General features: G+C 66.3%; 17 protein-coding genes. 8 read left to right on the top strand and 9 right to left on the bottom strand.

Features of this window, described 5'->3' with window-relative positions; genetic code table 11:
- Positions 1 to 56 precede the first annotated feature (56 nt).
- Positions 57 to 635, top strand: a complete 579-nt coding sequence (locus tag HNR60_RS18735) for a YidB family protein (RefSeq protein WP_184260584.1) — start codon at positions 57 to 59, stop codon at positions 633 to 635.
- A gap of 114 nt (positions 636 to 749) precedes the next feature.
- Positions 750 to 1,028 carry a GlsB/YeaQ/YmgE family stress response membrane protein gene (locus HNR60_RS18730; protein ID WP_184260581.1) on the top strand — a complete coding sequence of 93 codons (279 nt, stop codon included), beginning with the start codon at positions 750 to 752 and terminating at the stop codon, positions 1,026 to 1,028.
- A 317-nt stretch (positions 1,029 to 1,345) separates the two neighbouring features.
- On the opposite strand, the gene HNR60_RS18725 is transcribed toward HNR60_RS18730, so the two are convergent.
- Together HNR60_RS18725 and HNR60_RS23995 are read right to left on the bottom strand one after the other, a co-directional pair.
- Positions 1,346 to 2,128 (bottom strand): SDR family NAD(P)-dependent oxidoreductase, encoded by a 783-nt coding sequence (locus HNR60_RS18725; RefSeq protein ID WP_184260578.1) that lies wholly within the window; start codon positions 2,126 to 2,128, stop codon positions 1,346 to 1,348.
- Between the two features lie 112 nt (positions 2,129 to 2,240).
- A complete protein-coding gene (locus tag HNR60_RS23995) occupies positions 2,241 to 2,444 on the bottom strand; it encodes a hypothetical protein (protein WP_210313681.1) in 204 nt (67 codons plus the stop codon).
- Between the two features lie 10 nt (positions 2,445 to 2,454).
- Between HNR60_RS23995 and HNR60_RS18715 the strand changes: the two genes are divergently transcribed.
- The 3 genes from HNR60_RS18715 (at position 2,455) to HNR60_RS18705 (ending at position 5,788) form a co-directional block, all read left to right on the top strand.
- Complete coding sequence (locus HNR60_RS18715; protein ID WP_184260572.1) at positions 2,455 to 3,258, top strand: enoyl-CoA hydratase/isomerase family protein; 804 nt, start codon at positions 2,455 to 2,457, stop codon at positions 3,256 to 3,258.
- Between the two features lie 33 nt (positions 3,259 to 3,291).
- Positions 3,292 to 4,146, top strand: a complete 855-nt coding sequence (locus tag HNR60_RS18710; protein WP_246433012.1) for a thermonuclease family protein — start codon at positions 3,292 to 3,294, stop codon at positions 4,144 to 4,146.
- A gap of 184 nt (positions 4,147 to 4,330) precedes the next feature.
- Complete coding sequence (locus HNR60_RS18705) at positions 4,331 to 5,788, top strand: M48 family metalloprotease (RefSeq protein ID WP_210313680.1); 1,458 nt, start codon at positions 4,331 to 4,333, stop codon at positions 5,786 to 5,788.
- A gap of 17 nt (positions 5,789 to 5,805) precedes the next feature.
- On the opposite strand, the gene HNR60_RS18700 is transcribed toward HNR60_RS18705, so the two are convergent.
- Both HNR60_RS18700 and HNR60_RS18695 read right to left on the bottom strand, forming a co-directional pair.
- On the bottom strand, positions 5,806 to 6,420 hold the full coding sequence (locus HNR60_RS18700) for an NIPSNAP family protein (protein WP_184260564.1): 615 nt from the start codon (positions 6,418 to 6,420) through the stop codon (positions 5,806 to 5,808).
- Positions 6,421 to 6,636: 216 nt separating this feature from the next.
- Positions 6,637 to 7,410 carry a CarD family transcriptional regulator gene (locus HNR60_RS18695; RefSeq protein WP_246433011.1) on the bottom strand — a complete coding sequence of 258 codons (774 nt, stop codon included), beginning with the start codon at positions 7,408 to 7,410 and terminating at the stop codon, positions 6,637 to 6,639.
- Between the two features lie 55 nt (positions 7,411 to 7,465).
- On the opposite strand from HNR60_RS18695, the gene HNR60_RS24245 reads away from it, so the two are divergent.
- Positions 7,466 to 7,678, top strand: coding sequence for a hypothetical protein (locus tag HNR60_RS24245; RefSeq protein ID WP_246433010.1), 213 nt, complete (start codon positions 7,466 to 7,468; stop codon positions 7,676 to 7,678).
- Between the two features lie 189 nt (positions 7,679 to 7,867).
- Here the strand turns inward: HNR60_RS24245 and fdxA are convergent, their stop codons facing one another.
- The 4 genes from fdxA to HNR60_RS18675 all read right to left on the bottom strand — a co-directional run bounded on the left by fdxA (position 7,868) and on the right by HNR60_RS18675 (position 13,414).
- Positions 7,868 to 8,206: a ferredoxin FdxA gene (gene fdxA, locus HNR60_RS18690; protein ID WP_184260558.1), complete on the bottom strand. Its 339-nt coding sequence runs from the start codon at positions 8,204 to 8,206 to the stop codon at positions 7,868 to 7,870.
- Positions 8,207 to 8,278: 72 nt separating this feature from the next.
- Positions 8,279 to 8,548 carry an RNA-binding S4 domain-containing protein gene (locus HNR60_RS18685; protein ID WP_184260555.1) on the bottom strand — a complete coding sequence of 90 codons (270 nt, stop codon included), beginning with the start codon at positions 8,546 to 8,548 and terminating at the stop codon, positions 8,279 to 8,281.
- 62 nt (positions 8,549 to 8,610) lie between these two features.
- Complete coding sequence (locus HNR60_RS18680; RefSeq protein WP_184260552.1) at positions 8,611 to 12,144, bottom strand: helicase-related protein; 3,534 nt, start codon at positions 12,142 to 12,144, stop codon at positions 8,611 to 8,613.
- A gap of 379 nt (positions 12,145 to 12,523) precedes the next feature.
- Positions 12,524 to 13,414: a DUF3108 domain-containing protein gene (locus HNR60_RS18675; RefSeq protein ID WP_430694993.1), complete on the bottom strand. Its 891-nt coding sequence runs from the start codon at positions 13,412 to 13,414 to the stop codon at positions 12,524 to 12,526.
- 340 nt (positions 13,415 to 13,754) lie between these two features.
- On the opposite strand from HNR60_RS18675, the gene rpmB reads away from it, so the two are divergent.
- Entirely contained in the window at positions 13,755 to 14,060 is a 306-nt protein-coding gene (rpmB, locus tag HNR60_RS18670) for a 50S ribosomal protein L28 (protein WP_184260549.1), read from the top strand.
- 254 nt (positions 14,061 to 14,314) lie between these two features.
- Positions 14,315 to 17,473, top strand: coding sequence for a PAS domain S-box protein (locus HNR60_RS18665; RefSeq protein WP_184260545.1), 3,159 nt, complete (start codon positions 14,315 to 14,317; stop codon positions 17,471 to 17,473).
- 27 nt (positions 17,474 to 17,500) lie between these two features.
- On the opposite strand, the gene HNR60_RS18660 is transcribed toward HNR60_RS18665, so the two are convergent.
- Positions 17,501 to 18,499 (bottom strand): esterase-like activity of phytase family protein, encoded by a 999-nt coding sequence (locus tag HNR60_RS18660; protein ID WP_184260709.1) that lies wholly within the window; start codon positions 18,497 to 18,499, stop codon positions 17,501 to 17,503.
- Positions 18,500 to 18,822: the final 323 nt, after the last annotated feature.

Genomic DNA, 18,822 nt, shown 5'->3' with positions numbered 1-18,822 from the left:
CGTCATACCTCGTCGCTATGTGCGATGTCGGCGCGGATGCTGACAAGGAGATCGCGATGGGTTTGCTCGACGTCCTCAACGGAATGCAGAATGGCCCGCGCGGGCCGGCCGATCCGCAAGCCAAGGGCGGCATGTCGCCGATCACCATGGCGATCCTGGCGCTGCTCGCCTACAAGGCGGTGAAACATATCGGCGGCAACAGCCAGCCCGCCCCTGCTCCCGCCAACACAAGGACCTCGGTGCCCCCCACGGGCAATACCGTGAATGCCGGCCTTCCCGGCAGCGGCGGCGGACTCGGCGATCTGCTGAAGGGCGGCCTCGGCGGCCTGCTCGCCGGCGGCGCGGCGGGGAGCATTCTCTCCGGCGGGCTCGGTGATCTGTTGCGGCAATTCCAGCAGAGCGGCCATGGCGACACCGCCAACTCCTGGGTCAGCCCGGGACCCAACCGGCAGATCGCGCCGAACGATCTGGCGACCGCGCTCGGAGCTGATCAGATCGATTCGTTGGCAGCGCAGACCGGCATGTCGCGGGACGACCTGTTGTCCGGCCTCAGCCAGCATCTGCCGCAGGTGGTCGATCAGTTGACGCCGGACGGCCGGTTGCCGACCGATGAGGAAGCCTCGCGCTGGATTTAATCGCCGCGCGGCAAGTTCATCGACCGCGAAGGTCATTGCCATTTGACCTGAAGGTCATTGCCATTTGACCTCGAAGGTCAGCGCGATCGTCGTGTTCAGGAAAGGACGGCTGCCATGAGCGGCATTCTCTACATCGTGTTGGTCGGCTTCGTCGCCGGCATCATCGCGCGGCTGGTGTCGCCCGGTCCGAACAACCCGAGCGGCTTTTTGCTGACCACCGTGCTGGGCATCGGCGGCGCCTTCGTCGCCACCTTCATCGGCCAGGCGATCGGGCATTACGGCCCGAACCAGGGCGCCGGCTTCATCACCGCGACGCTCGGCGCGCTGATCGTGCTGTTCATCTGGAACCGGCTGGTGGCGCGCCGGATGATCTCCGATCAGGGCCGGCGTTGACTCTCAGTCATTGCGAGCCGAGGCCGGCGCTACGCGCCGGCCGAAAGCAAAGCAATCCAGGGGCCACTTACTTGGCCCTGGATTGCTTCGTCGCAAGAGCTCCTCGCAATGACGAACTTAGGCGCTGATTTCGTTGCGGACATTTTCAGCCAGACTCTAAGGCCGTCATTCCGGGGCACGAGCCGCGTGAGCGGCGAGTGAGCCCGGAATCCATACTCCCTGCAGGGGTTATGGATTCCGGACTTGCTCGTTCTTCGAACTCGCAATCCGGAATGACGACTTTATCTGGGTTGGATGCTGCAACCCAACCGACAACGTTAGTTCACCAGATGCAATCCTGCGTCCATCCGGACTAATTCGCCGGTCATGTTGCAAGATTGCGGCGTGGCGAGGAAGCACACCAGCGCCGCGACCTCCTCCGCCGTCGACGCCACCTTGAGCGGCACCTTGGCCTTGACCGTATCGCGCACTTGTTGCGCGGCGGCGGCGCCGCGGCCCTTGGTGAACCACGGCGTATCGATATAGCCCGGACACACCGCGTTGACGCGGATCAGCGGCGCCAGCGCGCGGGCCAGCGACAGCGTCATCGCGTTCAGCGCGCCCTTGCTGGCGACGTAGGCGAGCGATGAGCCGATCCCGGTCAGCCCCGCTACCGACGACACGTTGACCACCGCGGCGGCGCGGCCGGACTCTTTCGCCCCGGCTTCCAGCAGCGCCCGCGCCGCGCGGACCATCTGGAACGGCCCGATGGTGTTGACGCCGTAGAGCCGCTGGAAATCCTCCGCCGACAGGCCGTCGAGATTGTCGTGCGCCACGTGCTTGGTGGTGCCGGCATTGTTGATCAGCGCGTCGAGCCGGCCCCAGTGCGTCGCCGCGGCGACGATCTTGCGGCAATCCTCGTCCTGCGCGACGTCGCCCTGCACCACCACGACCTCGGCGGCGCCGGCGTCGCGACAGGCCTGCGCGGTGGCTTCGGCATCGCTCGCGCTCGACGCGTAGTTGATGACGAGACGCGCCCCGGCCTTCGCCAGAATGATCGCCGTCGCAGCCCCAAGCCCCGACGCCGAGCCGGTCACGATCACATTCATCCCATCCGCCATCTGCACTCCCCCGCCCTGCTGCGCTTGGCTCGTCGCCGTTGCGCCCCACCATACCGTTCGTCATCGCGCGAGCAAGTTTGCGAAACTCCGCGCCGCGGAAATAGCCGGAGTGTCATCGCCCGGTGACCTGATCATCTTCATTTTCTCCCGGCGGTGCCGCTATCTTGAACCGAGCCTGCTTGACGAAGGCCGTGCTTTGCCGACCAAACTGATCCTGAAGCCGACGCCGCATCGGAAGGCCCGCGCCATCATCGCGAAGAAACCACAACTGCGCTAATCGTTCGAGCTGCCTGCGTTGATTCGAGATCATTGCCATCGAGGACATCATGACCAGCTATGCAGATATCGGCGTCGAAAAGACCGGCCACGTCACCACCATCGAGCTGCAGCGGCCGCCGCTGAACTACTTCGATATCTCGTTGATCGACCAGATCGCCGACGCGCTCTCCGAGATCGACAACGATCCGGAGGCCCGCGCCGTGGTGCTGGCGGCGCAGGGCAAGGCGTTCTGCGCCGGCGCGAATTTCGGCGATCCGTCGCGCACCCCGATCGACGCCAGCGAACAATCCGATCCGGCCTCCGGGCTCGGCAAGATCGGCCATCTCTACATCGAGGCGGTGCGGATCTTCCGCAACAAGAAGCCGATCGTCGCCGCGGTGCACGCCGCGGCGATCGGCGGCGGTCTCGGCTTGGCGCTGGCGGCGGATTTCCGCGTCACCTGTCCGGAGGCGCGGTTCTCGGCGAACTTCACCAAGCTCGGCTTTCATCCCGGGTTCGGATTGACGGTGACGCTGCCTGAGCTGATCGGCCGCAACAACGCCGAGCTGATGTTCTACACCAGCCGCCGCGTCACCGGCGAAGAGGCCTACGCGATGGGGCTCGCCAACGTGCTGGTGCCGCATGACGAGTTGCGCGGCGCGGCGCTGAAGCTGGCGCGGGAAATCGCCGAATGCTCGCCGCTCGGGCTGTTGTCGACGAGGGCGACGATGCGCGCCGGCCTCGCCGAACGCGTGCTGGCGGCGACGCAACACGAACTCGCCGAGCAGACAAGGTTGCGCGCCACCGAGGATTTCCGCGAAGGCGTCCGCGCCTCCGAGGAGCGGCGGCTGGCGCACTTCAAGGGGCGCTGACGACGCAGCGACGTGGGCGCGGTGCATAGAGCGATGGCGCCCGGCGGAGTCCGCGCCGGGATTCGTCGTGAAAACGGTGTTTTGGCACCGCTGGAGCGCCAAGATCGCCGCATGCGCGCTGCGCGTCACATCGGCTGCGTGCTGCCTCTGGTTTGCCACATGATTTTTGCGGCCGATGTTGCGTCGGCCGCGGGCTGCCGATTGGCGCCGCAGGGCGCGGGCCGCGTCGTCGAAATCGTCGACGCGCGTAGCTTTCGCCTCGAGGACGGCCGCGAGGTTCGGCTATCCGGCATCGAGGTGTTTCCGGAGCGTCGCGCTTCAGCCGTGGCCGCGCTGACGGCGCTGATCGCCGGCCGCGAAGTCACCCTGCACGGCGACAGCGACGCGCCCGACCGTTACGGCCGGCAGCCGGCCTTGGTCTTTGTCGTTGAAGACTCGCTGTCGCTGCAGGCACAATTGCTCGCCGCCGGCGTCGCGGTGAACGCCGGCGACACCGCCGATCCGGATTGCCAGCGCGAGCTCAAGCTCGCCGAAACCCAGGCACGCCGTGCCCGCCGCGGATTCTGGGCGGAACCCGCCGCCATAAAAAACCCGGAAAATCCGGGCGATATCTTGGCTCAGCTGGGGCGGTTCGTGCTGGTCGAAGGCCGCGTGCTGTCGGTCCGCGAGGCAGGGGCAACGATCTATCTGAATTTCGGCCGGCGCTGGACACGCGACTTTGCCGTGACTATTTCAAGGCGAACGGGGTCCGCCTTAGAGGCGTTGGGGACATCGCCTAAGTCGCTCGAAGGACGACAGGTTTTGGTTCGCGGCTGGGTCGAGAAGCGGAGCGGTCCGCGGATCGAGATCACGGCTGCGGGGCAGATTCAGCGACGCGACGACGATTAGGGGCGGGCGGTCTTGCCCGCGTTGGGGCTGCGAGATTGCTCGTGAGCAAGGCCGCACTGAACGTGCCAGATTTGCTAGGGTGCGCCTCATCCGCCGCTCGCGCGGAGACGAGCCGTTGCAGTCGCGGACGCCGGCTGCCGAAGAAAGAGACGACGTGACGGGTGTGCGACGGCGCAAAACAGGTTTGAGCCGCGGCCTTTGGGCTGCGCCGGCTTTGCTGTGCGCAGCGCTGCTCTCTGGCTGCGGCGATGCCGGCCGTTTCCAGGTCGCAACGCCATCCACCGGCATCAGCCCTGCCAAACCGCCGCGCCCGCCGCAGCAGAATCCCGCCGCCGAGCGCGAGCACGAGCGCATCCTGTCGTCCTATGGCGGCGCCTATGACGACCCGAAGCTGGAAGCGCTGATCACCAAGACCGTCGACCGGCTGGTGGCGGCGTCCGATCGTCCGGAGCTGTCCTACAAGGTGACGATCCTGAATTCCGGCGCGGTCAACGCTTTCGCGCTGCCGACCGGCCAGCTCTACGTCACCCGCGGACTGGTCGCGCTGGCCAGCGACACCTCCGAATTGTCGTCGGTGCTGTCGCACGAGATGGCGCATGTGCTGGCCAAACACGCCTCGATCCGCGAGGACCAGGCCCGGCAGGCTGCGATCGTCACCCGCGTCGTCACCGACATGGGCAACGATCCCGACCTCACCGCGCTGGCGCTGGCCAAGACCAAGCTGACGATGGCGAGCTTTTCGCGCGCCCAGGAATTCGAGGCCGACGGCATCGGCGTCGGCATTTCGGCGCGGGCGCAGTTCGATCCCTACGGCGCCGCGCGGTTTCTCAGCGCGATGGAGCGCAACGCCGCGCTGAAGGCCAGCCGCGCCGCCGCCGATCCGCGCTCGCAGGACTTTCTGTCGTCGCATCCGGCGACGCCGGAGCGGGTGCAGAACGCGCAGGCCAATGCCCGGCAATACTCCTCGCCGGACGGCGGCGAGCGCGACCGCGAGAGCTATCTGGCGACCATCGACGGCATGGTCTATGGCGAGGACCCCAGCGAAGGTTTCGTGCGCGGCCGCCGCTTCCTGCATCCCAAGCTCGGCTTCACCTTCACCGCGCCGGAAGCCTTCACGCTGGATAACACCGCGCAGGCGGTGATCGGCGTGCGCGAGGGCGGCAACCAGGCGATGCGGTTCGACGTGGTACGGGTCGCCTCCGAGCAGACGCTCGCCGAATATCTCAACTCCGGCTGGATGGAGAACGTCGACAAGGCCTCCACCGAGGAAATGACCATCAATGGCCTGCCGGCGGCGGCGGCGATCGCGCATGGCGATCAGTGGCAATTCCGCGTCTATGCGCTGCGGTTCGGCAGCGACGTCTACCGCTTCATCTTCGCCGCGAAGCAGAAGACCACCGAGAGCGAACGCAACGCCCGCGAGACCGTGGGCTCGTTCCGCCGGCTGACGCTGGAGGAGATCCAGGCGGCGCGGCCGCTGCGCATCAAGATCATCACCGTGCAGCCGGGCGACACCGTGGACTCGCTGTCACACCGGATGGCCGGCGTCGACAAGCCGGCGGAGCGATTTCGCGTGCTCAACGGCCTCGACGCCCGTGGCGAGGTCAAGGTCCGCGACCGCGTCAAGATCGTGGTGGATTGAGCGAGATCGTGGCCCGCTCAGCCGAGCGGCAAGCCCGGTTCGGCGATGGCGATGGTTGATGACGCCTGCGCGATCTGCTCAGGCCCGCCCTTCGGCGGCCACAGTCTGGCGGCGTAGGCATCGGCACGAAGCTTCATGCGCTGGTCGACACCCGAGAAGCCCCAGATGTGCGTGATGCGCGGCGGACCATCGAGCGCATACATGTTGATGACGAGGTGGGCGGTGTAGTCGTGCGCCGGATCGATCGCCGCCTCCCACCCTGCAAGCGTCGCCGGCAGCCCGCCGGGCTTCAGATGATAGGTTCTGAATTCAAAGACCCCGCCGTGCTGCTGCTGCCGGACCGGCGGCAGAAACGCAAATCCAGCGTAGCTATCCATGCTCAGCGCACTCGCGGTGCCGACGCAATTGAACGGGTTGGTGTCGAACAGGGCCCGGTCGCGCTCCTGGCGAAGCTCGGCCTCGGCCGCAAAGCCGCGCAGGATCAGCAATTGCCCGAGCGTGCCGATGTCGCTGCGCCAGATGCCGAACACCTCGCCCCGTGCGGCGGGATCGGTCATCCAAGCGCGGGCGCCTTGCGAGAGCGACGCGAGCTCCAACAGCGGCCCGGATAGCGTGGTCAGTTCATAGAACATGGGATGCATCTCTTTCATCCAAAGCCAAGCTCGGCGGCGAGCGGCGCAAGATCGGGGGACAACGCCTGCTGGACTCCGCCTCGCGGACTGCGAACAGCGTGTCGTGTTTCCTATCATCTACAGCCGCACGGAGATCGCTGCTTTAACCCCAACAGCCAAAAGCCCGACCTTGCGGCCGGGCTTTGCTGATTTGAACCGATCGTCCGAAGCGTGCGGTTAGGCCGCCTCATCCGCGGCGACGTCGTCGCCATCGGTCTCGGCTTCGGCGTCCGCGTCGCTTTCGACCTCGGTCTTGGCGCCGCGGCGCGGGCTCTTGGCGAGCTGGCCTTCGACTTCCTTGACGGCTTCGGTTTCGGTGACGTGCTGCACCACCGCGATTTCGCGCGACAGCCGGTCGAGCGCCGCTTCATAGAGCTGGCGTTCGCTGTAGGACTGCTCCGGCTGCGAGTCGGAGCGGAATAGATCGCGCACCACCTCGGCAATGGCGACGATATCGCCGGAATTGATCTTGGCTTCGTATTCCTGCGCGCGGCGCGACCACATCGTGCGCTTGACCCGGGCGCGGCCCTTCAGGGTTTCCAAAGCCCGCTTCACCAGCGCCGGCTCCGACAGCTTGCGCATGCCGACATTGCCGACCTTGGCGGTGGGCACCCGCAACGTCATCTTGTCCTTCATGAAGTTGATGACGAACAGCTCGAGCTTGGCGCCCGCGATTTCCTGCTCTTCGATCGCCAAAATCTGGCCGACGCCGTGCGCCGGATAGACCACGAACTCGTTGGTCTTGAAGCCCTGACGCTGCGTCAAAGGCTTCTTGGCCTCCTCCGCGCGCGGAGCAGCCGCCGCCGGCTTGGCAGCCGGTTTCGCAGCAGCGGCCGGCACCGGCTTGGCGGCGGCGACGGGCGGCTTGGCGGCTTCCGGCTTCGCGGCCGCCTTCGGGGCGGTTTTCGCGGCGGCCGGCTTCACGGAAGTCTTCGCAGTCGTTTTCGGCATTGCACTTCTTTTGTTTTTGGGGGACTTGGCTGCCGAGGTCTTGGAGCCCGAGGACTTGGAGCTCGACGACTTGGAAGCCTTGGCGGAAGCCTTGATCGAATCCTTGGCGGCGGCCCGGGCGGCAGTCCGGGAACGCGTCTTCGTCGCACTACGGCTGGCCGCAGCGGCTTTTTTCACACCCTTGGAAACACTCTTTTTACGTGTTTTCTGTGACACAGCCTGCGCGTGGACGGCCACGCCCCTGTTCGATGTTGCGCAGGACTCCTGATACACAAGGCAGGCGTGATCGGGGTCTGCTCATGAATGTGCCTAAAATAGCACATTTCTCGCAAAAATCAATGATTTATGCGAAATCATGACACCGTCCCGCCAACACGATGGCGGGATCGTTGAACAGGGTTAAGTTCGTCGGACGATAAAGGTTCGCCAGCACCGCCGAAGCGGCGCCGTATGTGCGCTAATCGCCGGTTCCGGGCTCAGCCGAGAAGTATTTATCAAACTTGCCTTCGACGCTCTCGAATTCCTTGGCGTCGCCCGGCGCGTCCTTCTTCTGGGTGATATTCGGCCAGGTCTTGGAATATTCCGCGTTGACCTCGAGCCACTTTTCCAAGCCCGGCTCGGTGTCCGGCTTGATCGCATCCGCGGGGCATTCGGGCTCGCAGACGCCGCAGTCGATGCACTCGTCAGGATGGATGACCAGCATGTTGTCACCCTCGTAGAAGCAATCCACGGGGCAAACCTCGACGCAGTCGGTGTATTTGCATTTGATGCAGGCTTCAGTGACGACGTAAGTCATCCAACGCTCCGGAATAGTCCAATTTTGAGTGTTGGCCTACCGCACGTGTCGTGATGCTGCAAGAGAAGATGCCTAGTCTTCGGGCTTTTGCAGGTCGGTATATAGTCCAGTGGCCGCCGTCGCATCGCCGCGGCGTTCCGCAAATGCAACCACCTTGAGCAGGCGGACGGTGCGGTCGAGGCTGATGGTGAGCACATCGCCGGGCTTGATCGGATGTCCCGGCGAGGTTTGCCGGACGCCGTTGACGCGAACGTGACCGGCTTCGACCAGCGCAGCGGCGCTGCTCCGGGCTTTGACGACCCTTGCATGCCACAGCCATTTGTCGAGACGCTGGCGCTGCAATCGACCCCGCTGCCGAACCGGACCGCGCCGGTCCGGCGAGATTGCCTGAACTCGGCCGCCGCTTAATCCTTGCGGTTGGCGGCGAGCTGCTCTTTCAAAGCGGCGAGCTTGGCAAACGGCGAATTCGGATCGGCGACCCGTTCGCGCTCGCGCGGCGCGCTGGAGGAGAACACCCGTGGCCCGCGATCGCCGGAGTCGCGTCCCTCGCGGCCATCCCGGCCACCCTTCGGGCCCTGGAACTTGTCCTTGCCGCCACGGCCACCCTTGCCTTGGAAGCGCTCGCGATCGCGCGGCGGACGCGGCGCTTGCGCCGGTCTTGCGTCGGCAGCGCCCTCGGCCGGCGCCGCAGAAGCGGTCGCCGCCTCGGCCGGGGCGTCGCGGCGCGGACGGAAGTCCGGCTTGCGATCACGGCGTCCCCGTCCCGGACGCTCGCCCTTGCCCTGCTCGCCCGCCTCTCCGGCTTCGCCGGTGCTGGCGGCCTGGCCGGCCTGTCGATCCGGATTGCGATAGCGGTTGCGATCGTGCCGCGGCCGGTGATCGTCGGAACGGCCACCCGGCCGCCAAACCTCGACCAATTCCGGGACGACGACCGCTGCATCGGCAGCCAGAGCGGGGTCGGAGCCCGCCGCCACCGCAGGATCGGTCTCGGTCGCAGCCGACATTTCGCCGCTCGCAATCGGTTCGCTGGCGACGACTTCCTCGGCGGGAGCCTCGCTGGCAACGGCTTCGCTAACAACGGCTTCGCTCGACGCAGCGTCGACCGCCGGCGCGGCTTCGCCGGCGGGCTGTTCGACAGCGGCCTCGGCCGGAGTTTCGACGGCCGGGCTTGCCGCCTCGACCGGCGCAGCGGCGGGTTGTTCGATGGCAGGCGTTTCGGCGGGCGCTTCGGTCAGCGCGGCGTCGAGCGGCGGCGCCTCGGTGACGGCCTCCTGTACGGCGGCGCCGATATCTGCAGCCTCGGCGTGCAGCGGATCGGCGATCGCCGCATCGGCCGCGGTGATGTGGGTTTCGGTTGTTTCCGGGGCAGTCGACTCTGCGGCCGCCGGGCTCTCGGTCGCGACCGCCTCGACGACGGTCGCCTCAACCGGCGTGATCTCGGCGACAGGCTTCGGCGGTGCCGGCGGCAACGGCGGCTTCTTTTCCATCCGGTAGCCGAGCGCGCGCAGGATCGAGGCGAAGTCTTCGCCGGCCGATCCGGTCAGCGAGGTCATCGCCTGCGTCACGATGAAGCCGCGGCCATCGAAGGCGCCGGCGGGTTTTTCGCCGGGCGAGGTCTCGCGCCACGACAGCGCCGGGCGGATCAGATCGGCGAGCCGCTCCAGAATGTCGACGCGCACCGCGCGCTCGCCGCATTGCCGGTAGCCCAGCGTGCGATAGGCATCGCGGTCGAGCTGCTTGTCGACCGGAAACGAGGTGCGACCGCTTCCGGCCAGATGCTGCGCGCCGGACAACGCCGACAGATCGACGTGGTCGCGCTTCTGCGCCCACAGCAGCGACGCCAGCGAACGCGCGGCGGGCTTCAGCAGCGACGGCAGATAGATGTGATAGGCGCCGAACCGCACGCCGTATTTGCGCAGCACCGCGCGCGAGGCCTGATCAAGGTCCTTCATCTCGGCGGCGATCTTGGCGCGCTCCAGCACGCCGAGCGCTTCGATCAGCTGGAATGCGATGCCGCGGGCGATGCCGGTGACGTCCTCGGCCTTGGCGAGGTCGAACAACGGGCCGAGCAGTTTTTCGATATGGGTCTTCAACCACAGCTCGAGCCGGGTCTGCACCGCCTCGCGGGCGGCGCCCGCCAGCCGATCGTCGGCGACGATGCGCAGCCGCGGATGCAGCGCGTCGTCGGCCGCCACCAGCTTGGCGACCGCGTCGCCGGTCCAGCGCACGGTGCCGTCGGAGGCCAGCACGAACTGATCGTCGGGCGCGGCGGCCAACTTCTCGGCGCGCTGTTCGATCTCGCCGGCCAGCGCCTTCAGCGCCGCGGCTTGCAAGGCCTTGGCCTCGGAGCCCGCCTCGGCGGCATCCGGCGCAAAGGTGAATCCGTCGAGACGGCCAATCACATGGCCCTCTACGATCACTTCGCCGGTCTTTCCAATTTCGGTGTTCAACATCGTGTTTTCCCGCAGGCGGCGCATCAATACACTGGTACGGCGATCAACGAAACGTTCTGTTAGACGTTCGTGGAGCGCATCGGACAATTTATTTTCGAGGTCTCGCGAGATGCCCTGCCAGTGCTCGGGGTCTGCCAGCCAGTCCGGACGATTGGCCACGAAGGTCCAGGTTCGGATCTGCGCGATCCGTCCGGACAACGTGTCGATGTCGCCATCGGTTCGATCCGCCTGGGCGATCTGGGTCGCAAACCATGCATCCGGAATTCTGCCTTTCCGCATCAAGTAGCCGAACAGCGTCGTCACGAGCTCGGCGTGCGCCGCCGGCGCGATCTTCCGATAATCCGGAATCTGGCAGGCGTCCCATAGACGTTCGACGGCCGCAGCGCCATGGGCCATGTCACGAACATCGCCGTCGCGCGCGGCATGATCGAGCACCCGCAGGTCCTCGGCGATCGGCGCGCGGGTCAGCGCATCGTGGCCGGGGGTCAGCGACAGCGAGACCTGCAGCGCGCCGAGCGAGGAAAAATCCAACCTCGAATTGCGCCATTGCAGGGTTTTTACGCTGTCAAAGGTATGATTCTGCAGCGCATTGACCAATTCCGGCTCGAATGGCGCACAGCGGCCGGTGGTGCCGAAGGTGCCGTTGCGGGTCGCCCGGCCGGCGCGGCCGGCGATCTGGGCAAATTCCGAGGGGTTCAGCCGGCGGAATTGATAACCATCATATTTGCGGTCGGAGGCGAAGGCGACGTGGTCGACGTCGAGGTTGAGCCCCATGCCGACCGCATCGGTGGCCACCAGATAGTCGACGTCGCCGGACTGATACATCGCCACCTGGGCGTTGCGGGTGCGCGGGCTCAGCGACCCCAGCACCACCGCGGCGCCGCCGTGCTGGCGGCGGATCAGTTCGGCAATGGCGTAAACTTCATCGGCCGAGAACGCCACGATCGCGGTGCGCCGGGGCTGCCGGGTGATCTTGCGGTCGCCGGCGAATTCCAGCTGCGACAGCCGCGGCCGGGTGACGATGCTGGCGCCCGGCAGCAGCCGCTCGATGATCGGCCGCATCGTCGCGGCGCCGAGCAGCAGGGTTTCGTCGCGGCCGCGGCGGTGCAGAATACGATCGGTGAAGACATGACCGCGCTCCAGATCGGCGGCGATCTGGATCTCGTCGACCGCCAGAAACGACACGTCGAGATCGCGCGGCATCGCCTCGACGGTGGAGACCCAGTAGCGCGGCTTCGGCGGCTTGATCTTCTCCTCGCCGGTGATCAGCGCCACCGCGTCCGGCCCCGCCCGGTCGACGATCTTGTTGTAGACCTCGCGCGCCAACAGCCGCAGCGGCAAGCCGATCACGCCGGAGGAATGCGCCAGCATTCGCTCGATCGCCAGATGGGTCTTGCCGGTATTGGTGGGACCGAGCACCGCGGTGACGCCGGCACCGGGGGCGTGGTCGGTCGCAAATGCTGATCCTGAGGTCGAAAATGCCATGGGGATTGATGATTCCGGAGTGATTGAGGGGGCGGCGCGTCAAAGATGTGTCACAATGCGACGCCCGCCAGGTCGAGTTTTAAGCTTTGGAACGAGTCCGGAACGAATCGCGCCCGAATCGGTGACTCGCGTCGCTGCGGAGGGCTGGCTCTCAATATCTCGGTTTTTCTCCGGTCAACGATACCAGATCGGGTGACGGGTGACGATGCCGCGGCCGCGCTCGCGGCCGAAGTCTTAACCGTGCGGAATTCGCCATTGCGTCGGGAGTCAACATGATTCCGTGCTCCTCAGGGATAGCAACTGCGCCGCAGGATCGCCGCGACGCCACGCCCAATCAAAACTCATACCGGGGGCGCCGCGGATCGACCGATCTGGCCTGCTATTGGGTCTTGGAGGCCGCCCGCGGCGCGGTCGCCGCCGTGACGAATTGCGTGGCCTCGAGCACCGCATTGCCGAGCGGGGTCGGAATCTTCAGGCGAAACGGCACCAGGATCCGTGTGCCGGCGATCGGCACCAGCCAGACCTCCATGTCGCGCTGCGCCACCAGATATTTGATCGCCGCGCGATCGGCGATGTAGCCGGAGATCGGCGAGAAATAGATCGCGCAGACCAGCGCCGGCCCGCGATAGCCCTTTTCGGCCTTGACCGTATCGAGCCGCTTGAACTCCAAGCGCAGGTCGTAGCGCATCCGGCCGTCGAAGATCGCGGTCGTGGTGCGGCAGGAGTCCGCGGCGAGCGGATCGCCGGCGCCGGCGGCCCGCACCAGCGAGCCGGTCATCGGATCGAACACGCCGCGGCGATGCGCCTCGGTGACCGGGATACGGTCGGCGTCGACCGGCGGCTCGGGCAGAATCGAAAATTCCTTGATCGCGCCACCGGCCAGCGTCATCCGGATCGACTCCGATTTCCGCGACGTCGTCGTGCTGGCGCTGTAATTGGTCGGCTGCAGCTGGCTATTGACCACCCGGCCCTGCGACGCGCCGGTGCCGTCACCGCCGGCAAACGCCTTCAAAAGCCCCGACGAGCCGCCGCTGGCCGAGGCGGTATATTGATCGTCGCCGATATCGATCCGCCACACGCCTTTGCCGACCGGAATTCCCGCCAGCGTCGCCTCGTAGCGCGCATCGAGGCTGCCCTGCGCATGCGCCGGGTCGGACGGCGCGATCGCCAGCACGCCGAGCAACAACAGCCCGCAGCGGCCGGCGCCTCGCGCAGCGGAGGCCACCGCGGTTGCGAGCGCGACGGGTAAACTCACGGCCGAACCGGTCACTAAGTGGGATCCTGTGCGACGAGATGATGCGCCATAGGCCAAAACTCCAACGCCGAGCCGGCCGACGTCAAGGCGCCCGCAGCCGCCGAAATCGGCGCGTGCGGAAAAGCTTTATTCGGGACCGAATACGTCGTTTATATGATTGCAACGGCGAGGAAAATTCAAGCCGCCCGGCGCCGTGCGGGAACCCGAAACCGGGTCATTGCCGTCGCCCGATCGGCCTTCTGCGCTTGACGCTGGACGGCTCACCCCCTATACGTCCGCGGTTCCTGAAATGGACGTGTTTTTTCAACCCCCGCCGCGCCTGTGGGCGATCCGGGGATGACAGAGGATTTTCGCCATGTCCCGGCGCTGCGAACTGACCGCTAAGGGTGCGCAAGTTGGCCACAAGGTCAGCCACTCGAATATCAAGACCAAGCGTCGGTTTCTGCCGAACCTGGTCAACGTGACCTTCCTCTCCGACTCGCTCGGCCGCGCGGTGCGGCTGCGGGTCTCGACCAACGCGCTGAAGTCGGTCGACCATCGCGGCGGCCTCGACGGCTTCCTGCTCAAGGCCAAGGAGGCCGAGCTGTCGCCGAAGGCGGTCGACATCAAGCGCCAGATCGAAAAGAAGAAGCTGACCGCCGAGCTCGCCGCTCAGGCCTAAGCCTCCGCGCCGGCACCGCCGGCGGACGCCTTTTCTGCCAAACAACGTGCAACGGCCGGATCGCGAGATCCGGCCGTTTTGCTGTCCTGCAATAACCTTTCCGCGCGGCGCGACCCAGGCGAGGCTGATACCAGCGGGAACGACCTCGTATTACTACGAGGTAGCATCTTTGCCGTATTCACGCCACGAATCGCGTAGTTTGCCGAGGTCGAGGCGCGTCGGCGGTGTTCGGACAAAACGCGCAGGGCGCAGCCATGAAATTGTCCACCCGCATGGCGCTGGCCATGGTTGCGCTGGTGCTCGTCACCACCATTGCGCTCGGCGTGCTGACTTATCACAGCGTGATGTCGCTGATCCTGCCGCGCGCGCTGGACCGCATTCAGACCCACGCACGTCTCACCGCGATGTTGCTCGATGCCTCGCTGCGCAGCGCGCGGACCGACGTCGCCATTGCGCAAACCTCCGGCGCGCTGATCCGGGCGCAGCTGCGCAATCGGCCCGGCGACGACGCCGCGGTTTTCGAGCGCGAATGGAAAGAACGAACCGCGGGCCGCTTCGCGACGGAAATGAACAGCAAGCCGGCCTACGCCCAGATGCGCCTGATCGGCGTCGCCGACGGCGGCATGGAAGTGGTCCGCGTCGACCGCTCCGGTCCCAACGGGGCGATCCGCAACGTGCCGGCCAACGAGTTGTCGCGGCGCGGCGATCGCGATTACTTCATCGAAGGCACCAAGCTGGCGCCGAACCAGGTTCACATCTCGCGGGTCGAACTCAACAAGAAGGTCAGCGGCCTGGAGATTCCGCTGGTCCCGACGCTGCGTGCGGTGGCGCCGATGCATGATTCCGACGGCACGCTGTTCGGCGTCATCGTCATCAACGTCGATCTGCGGCCGGCGATCGCCGAGATCCGCTCCAGCGGCGGCGCCAGGGGTCTGGTCTATATGGTCAACGACACCGGCGACTACCTGGTGAACCCCGACCCCGCCAAGGAATTCGGCTTCGATCTCGGCAAGCGCTATCGGATCGAGGACGATTTCCCGGAATTCGCAACCGCGCTGCACGAATCCGACGCGCGACCTCGGGTGATGGAAGACCGCAACGGCGGAAGCTTCGGCGTCGGCTGGCAATGGGTGCAGCTCGCCGGCGGCCCGCGGGTCGCCGTGATCGAGACCTTTCCCTACGCCACGTTGATGAGCGTGCAGACCGCCGTCAGCAATTCGACGCTGATCGGCGGCGGCGCCGCGATCCTCTGCGCGATCCTGCTGGCGGTGGCGGTGGCGCGCTCGCTCACCAAGCCACTGGTGCAGATCACCAAGGCGGTCGAAGGATTCTCCCGCGGCGAGATGATCGCGATCTCTCCGAACAGCGGCAGCGGCGAGATCGGCGTGCTGGCGGACGCCTTCGTGCGGATGACGGCGGAATCGCAGCGCAAGACCGCCGAGCTCAGCGAACAGATGGCCGAGCGCAGCCGGATCGCCGAGGTGCTCAACAACACGCTCAACAACATGGTGGACCCGGTGCTGATCGCCGGCGCCGACGGCCACGTCATCCTCACCAACCTCGCCGCCCGCAAGCTGTTCGGCAGCCCGACCGACGTCGGCAACGTCAACGCGGTGCGGACGTTCGAGCGGTTCTATTCCGACGGCGTCACGCCGCTGCCGATGGAGCAATCGCCGCTGGTGCGGGCGTTTCGCGGCGAGACCATCGACAACTTCGAGTTCGTGGTGCGGCCGTTGGCGTCCGAGCGCAAATCCTACCTGGTGGCCAACGGCCGTCCGATCCGCAGCGAGACCGGCGTGCTGCAAGGGGCGGTGATGGTCTATCACGACGTCACGCTGACCAAGAAGGCCCAGGACGAACTGCGCGAAAGCGAGCGGATGGCGCGTGCCATCATCGACACCGCGCTCGACGCCTTCGTGCAGATCGATCCCGGCGGATCGATTACGGAATGGAGTCCGCACGCCGAGACGCTGTTCGGCTGGTCGCGGGACGAAGCGCTCGGCACCAATATCGGCTTGCTCATCTTCTCGCCGGACCAGATCGGCGAAAACAAGAACAGCTACCAGAAATTCATCGACTCGGTCGACCTCGGCGGCACCGGCTATCGGATCGAAACCGAAGCGATCCGCCGCGACGGCACCGCGATCCAGATCGAAGTGGCGCTGACCGCGCTGTTGCGCGACAAGGGCTATGTGGTGAACGCCTTCATGCGCGACCTCACCGAGAAAACCATCGCCGAGCAGCAGCTGCGGCAGGCCCAGAAGATGGAGTCGATCGGTCAATTGACCGGCGGCATCGCCCACGACTTCAACAACATGCTGACGGTGATCACCGGCACCATCGACATTCTCAGCTCCGCGGTCGCCGACCGGCCGGAATGCGCGGCGATCACCAAGCTGATCTCCGAGGCCGCCGACCGCGGCGCGGAACTGACGCGGCATCTGCTGGCGTTCGCGCGCAAGCAGCCGCTGCAGCCGTGCGAAACCGACGCCAATGCGCTGCTCACCGAGTTGCAGAACCTGTTGCGGCCGACGCTCGGCGAACAGATCGAAATCCGCGAAGTGCTGCAAGAGGGGCTGTGGCCGATCTTCATCGATCGCGGCCAGCTCGACGCAGCGCTGGTCAATCTGGCGGTCAACGCCCGCGACGCGATGCCGGACGGCGGGACCCTGACGCTGGAGACCACCAATGTGGTGCTCGACGAGGACTACGTCCGGCGCTACGCCGAGGGCGAGCCGGGGCCCTATGTGATGATCACGGTGAGCGATTCCGGCTGCGGCATTCCGGAGACGATTCGCGGCCGGGTGTTCGATCCGTTCTTCACCACCAAGGAGGTCGGCAAGGGCACCGGCCTCGGGCTGAGCATGGTGTACGGCTTCATCAAGCAGTCCGGCGGCCACATCACGCTGTACAGCGAGGTCGGCCACGGCACCACGTTCCGCATCTACCTGCCGCGCGCCAAGTCCGAGCCGCAGCAGGTCGCGACGCCGGCCGTCGACGTCGTCGAGGAGCTCGGCGGCGACGAGACCATCCTGATCGTCGAAGACGACGCCATGGTGCGCAACTACGTGATCGCCCAACTGAAGAGGCTCGGCTACACCACCTTGTCGGCGCCGAACGCCGCGGCGGCGCTGGCGCTCAGCGCCGAGGGCGCGTCGTTCGATCTCTTGTTCACCGACATCGTGATGCCCGGCAAGATGAACGGCGTGCAGCTCGCGGTCGAGATGGCGAAGCGGCATCCGCAGCTCAAGGTGCTGTACACCTCGGGCTATTCGGAAAATGCCGTGATCCACAACAACCGGCTCGACCCGGACATTCTGCTGCTCACCAAGCCGTATCGCCGCACCGAGCTCGCCCGCATGGTCCGGCTGGCGCTGAGCGCAACCGCCGAGCTCGACCGCAAGCAGGCGTAACGTCAGCGGTGGGCGGCGAGGCGACGGCTATTCGTCGAGCAGCGTGAACTGCAGCAGCAGCGTGCGTTGGATCATCGAGAAATTGTCGTCCGACACCATGGTCAGCACCAGATCGCCGGCGGCGTCGCGATGCAGGTCGAGCCCTTCCATATTGTCGATCTCGTGGCCGAGATCGGCGTCGAAAATCGACGGGCCATCGATCACCGCGCCGGGCGCGAGCCCGGTGAGATCGACGCGCCGGACGCGGATGCCGACCCCGTTCAGCAGCGAAAACTTCCGCTCCAGCAGCAGCAATTCGCCGGAGGGCAGCAGCGTCGCGTCGCTGATGTCGAAATCGTCGCGGCGGCGCACCGCGAACGTCCCGGGGGTTTTGCCGCCGATCAAGAAGCCAATGATGTGGCCGTCGGCGTCGAGCCCGCGCTCCGAAATCGCGATCAGCGTGCCGGCGAGCGGCTGGCCCTTCGGGACAAGGACCAAGGACTCCACGCCCTTGTTGCTCGGTAGCTTGCGCAAGCCCGCCGGCGTCGGCAGCAGTTCGCCCTTGGCGCGGAGCCCATCGCGGCCAAAATCGAATTTCAGGATCTGATGCACGCGCTCGAGGCCGACATAGCCGATGCCGTTATCGAGCGCCAGCGACTCGCTGTCGTACCAGCCGCGTGCGGTGATCGGCCGGCCGTCGGCGCCGAGCATCGGCGCGGCCTCGACCTCGGCGAGCCGCGCCATCTGCCGGCCGTCATAGACGATGCGCCCGGTGAACCAGGTCGCCTTGTCGCTGATCGCGACGAAACGCTCGCCGGCCTTGTCGAGCCGCAGCGCCGACAAGCCGCCGAAGCCGCGGAACGGCGAGGTGAGGATCAGCCCGCTGCGAAACTCCAGCGCGCCGAACCGCACATGCGAGCGGTCGCGGGTGTCGAACGACGCCAACGGCCGGGCGTTGACCTCGATCGAGATCGGCGCGTCGGCGGCATAGTCGCCGGCGGGGCGTTGCTTGGGGGAGGTGGTTGTTACTGGCTGCGCCCGAGCCATCGCCGGAATGGCGGCGAGCGACAAACCCGCTGCGACGCCTTCCAGAACATCGCGACGGGTGATGACGGGATGTCGATCCGAGAGCTTTCCCACCTAAGCCGCCATGGGAGTCGGGCGCCGCGGCAACGGCAGAGCGCTCCCTCGCCCCGCTCTTGCGGGGAGAGGGGTGGGGTGAGGGGCTATTGCCGGCCGGCGGGCGTGCATGCCCGCGGCGGGCGCCGTGCCTCGCCCCTTGTATCTGCCCATTGAGCAAAATGTGCGATGGAAGCGGCTTAGCGCGTTGGCCGGTGGCCACCGGCCAACGCGCGCGGCGATGACGCCCG

The sequence above is a fragment of the Rhodopseudomonas rhenobacensis genome (assembly GCF_014203125.1).
Lineage (GTDB): Bacteria > Pseudomonadota > Alphaproteobacteria > Rhizobiales > Xanthobacteraceae > Rhodopseudomonas_A > Rhodopseudomonas_A rhenobacensis.
The sequence above is the reverse complement of the archived record's forward strand: the minus strand, read 5'-3'. Positions and strand labels throughout refer to the sequence as shown.

Coding starts and splice junctions, on each gene's coding strand:
- rpmB (WP_184260549.1), top strand. CDS start 13,755: ATGTCCCGGCGCTGCGAACTGACCGCTAAGGGTGCGCAAGTTGGCCAC.
- HNR60_RS18680 (WP_184260552.1), bottom strand. CDS start 12,144: ATGGCATTTTCGACCTCAGGATCAGCATTTGCGACCGACCACGCCCCC.
- HNR60_RS18730 (WP_184260581.1), top strand. CDS start 750: ATGAGCGGCATTCTCTACATCGTGTTGGTCGGCTTCGTCGCCGGCATC.
- HNR60_RS18700 (WP_184260564.1), bottom strand. CDS start 6,420: ATGTTCTATGAACTGACCACGCTATCCGGGCCGCTGTTGGAGCTCGCG.
- HNR60_RS18710 (WP_246433012.1), top strand. CDS start 3,292: ATGGCGCCCGGCGGAGTCCGCGCCGGGATTCGTCGTGAAAACGGTGTT.
- HNR60_RS18715 (WP_184260572.1), top strand. CDS start 2,455: ATGACCAGCTATGCAGATATCGGCGTCGAAAAGACCGGCCACGTCACC.
- HNR60_RS18660 (WP_184260709.1), bottom strand. CDS start 18,499: ATGGCTCGGGCGCAGCCAGTAACAACCACCTCCCCCAAGCAACGCCCC.
- fdxA (WP_184260558.1), bottom strand. CDS start 8,206: ATGACTTACGTCGTCACTGAAGCCTGCATCAAATGCAAATACACCGAC.
- HNR60_RS18735 (WP_184260584.1), top strand. CDS start 57: ATGGGTTTGCTCGACGTCCTCAACGGAATGCAGAATGGCCCGCGCGGG.
- HNR60_RS18665 (WP_184260545.1), top strand. CDS start 14,315: ATGAAATTGTCCACCCGCATGGCGCTGGCCATGGTTGCGCTGGTGCTC.
- HNR60_RS23995 (WP_210313681.1), bottom strand. CDS start 2,444: ATGGCAATGATCTCGAATCAACGCAGGCAGCTCGAACGATTAGCGCAG.
- HNR60_RS18695 (WP_246433011.1), bottom strand. CDS start 7,410: ATGCCGAAAACGACTGCGAAGACTTCCGTGAAGCCGGCCGCCGCGAAA.
- HNR60_RS18725 (WP_184260578.1), bottom strand. CDS start 2,128: ATGGCGGATGGGATGAATGTGATCGTGACCGGCTCGGCGTCGGGGCTT.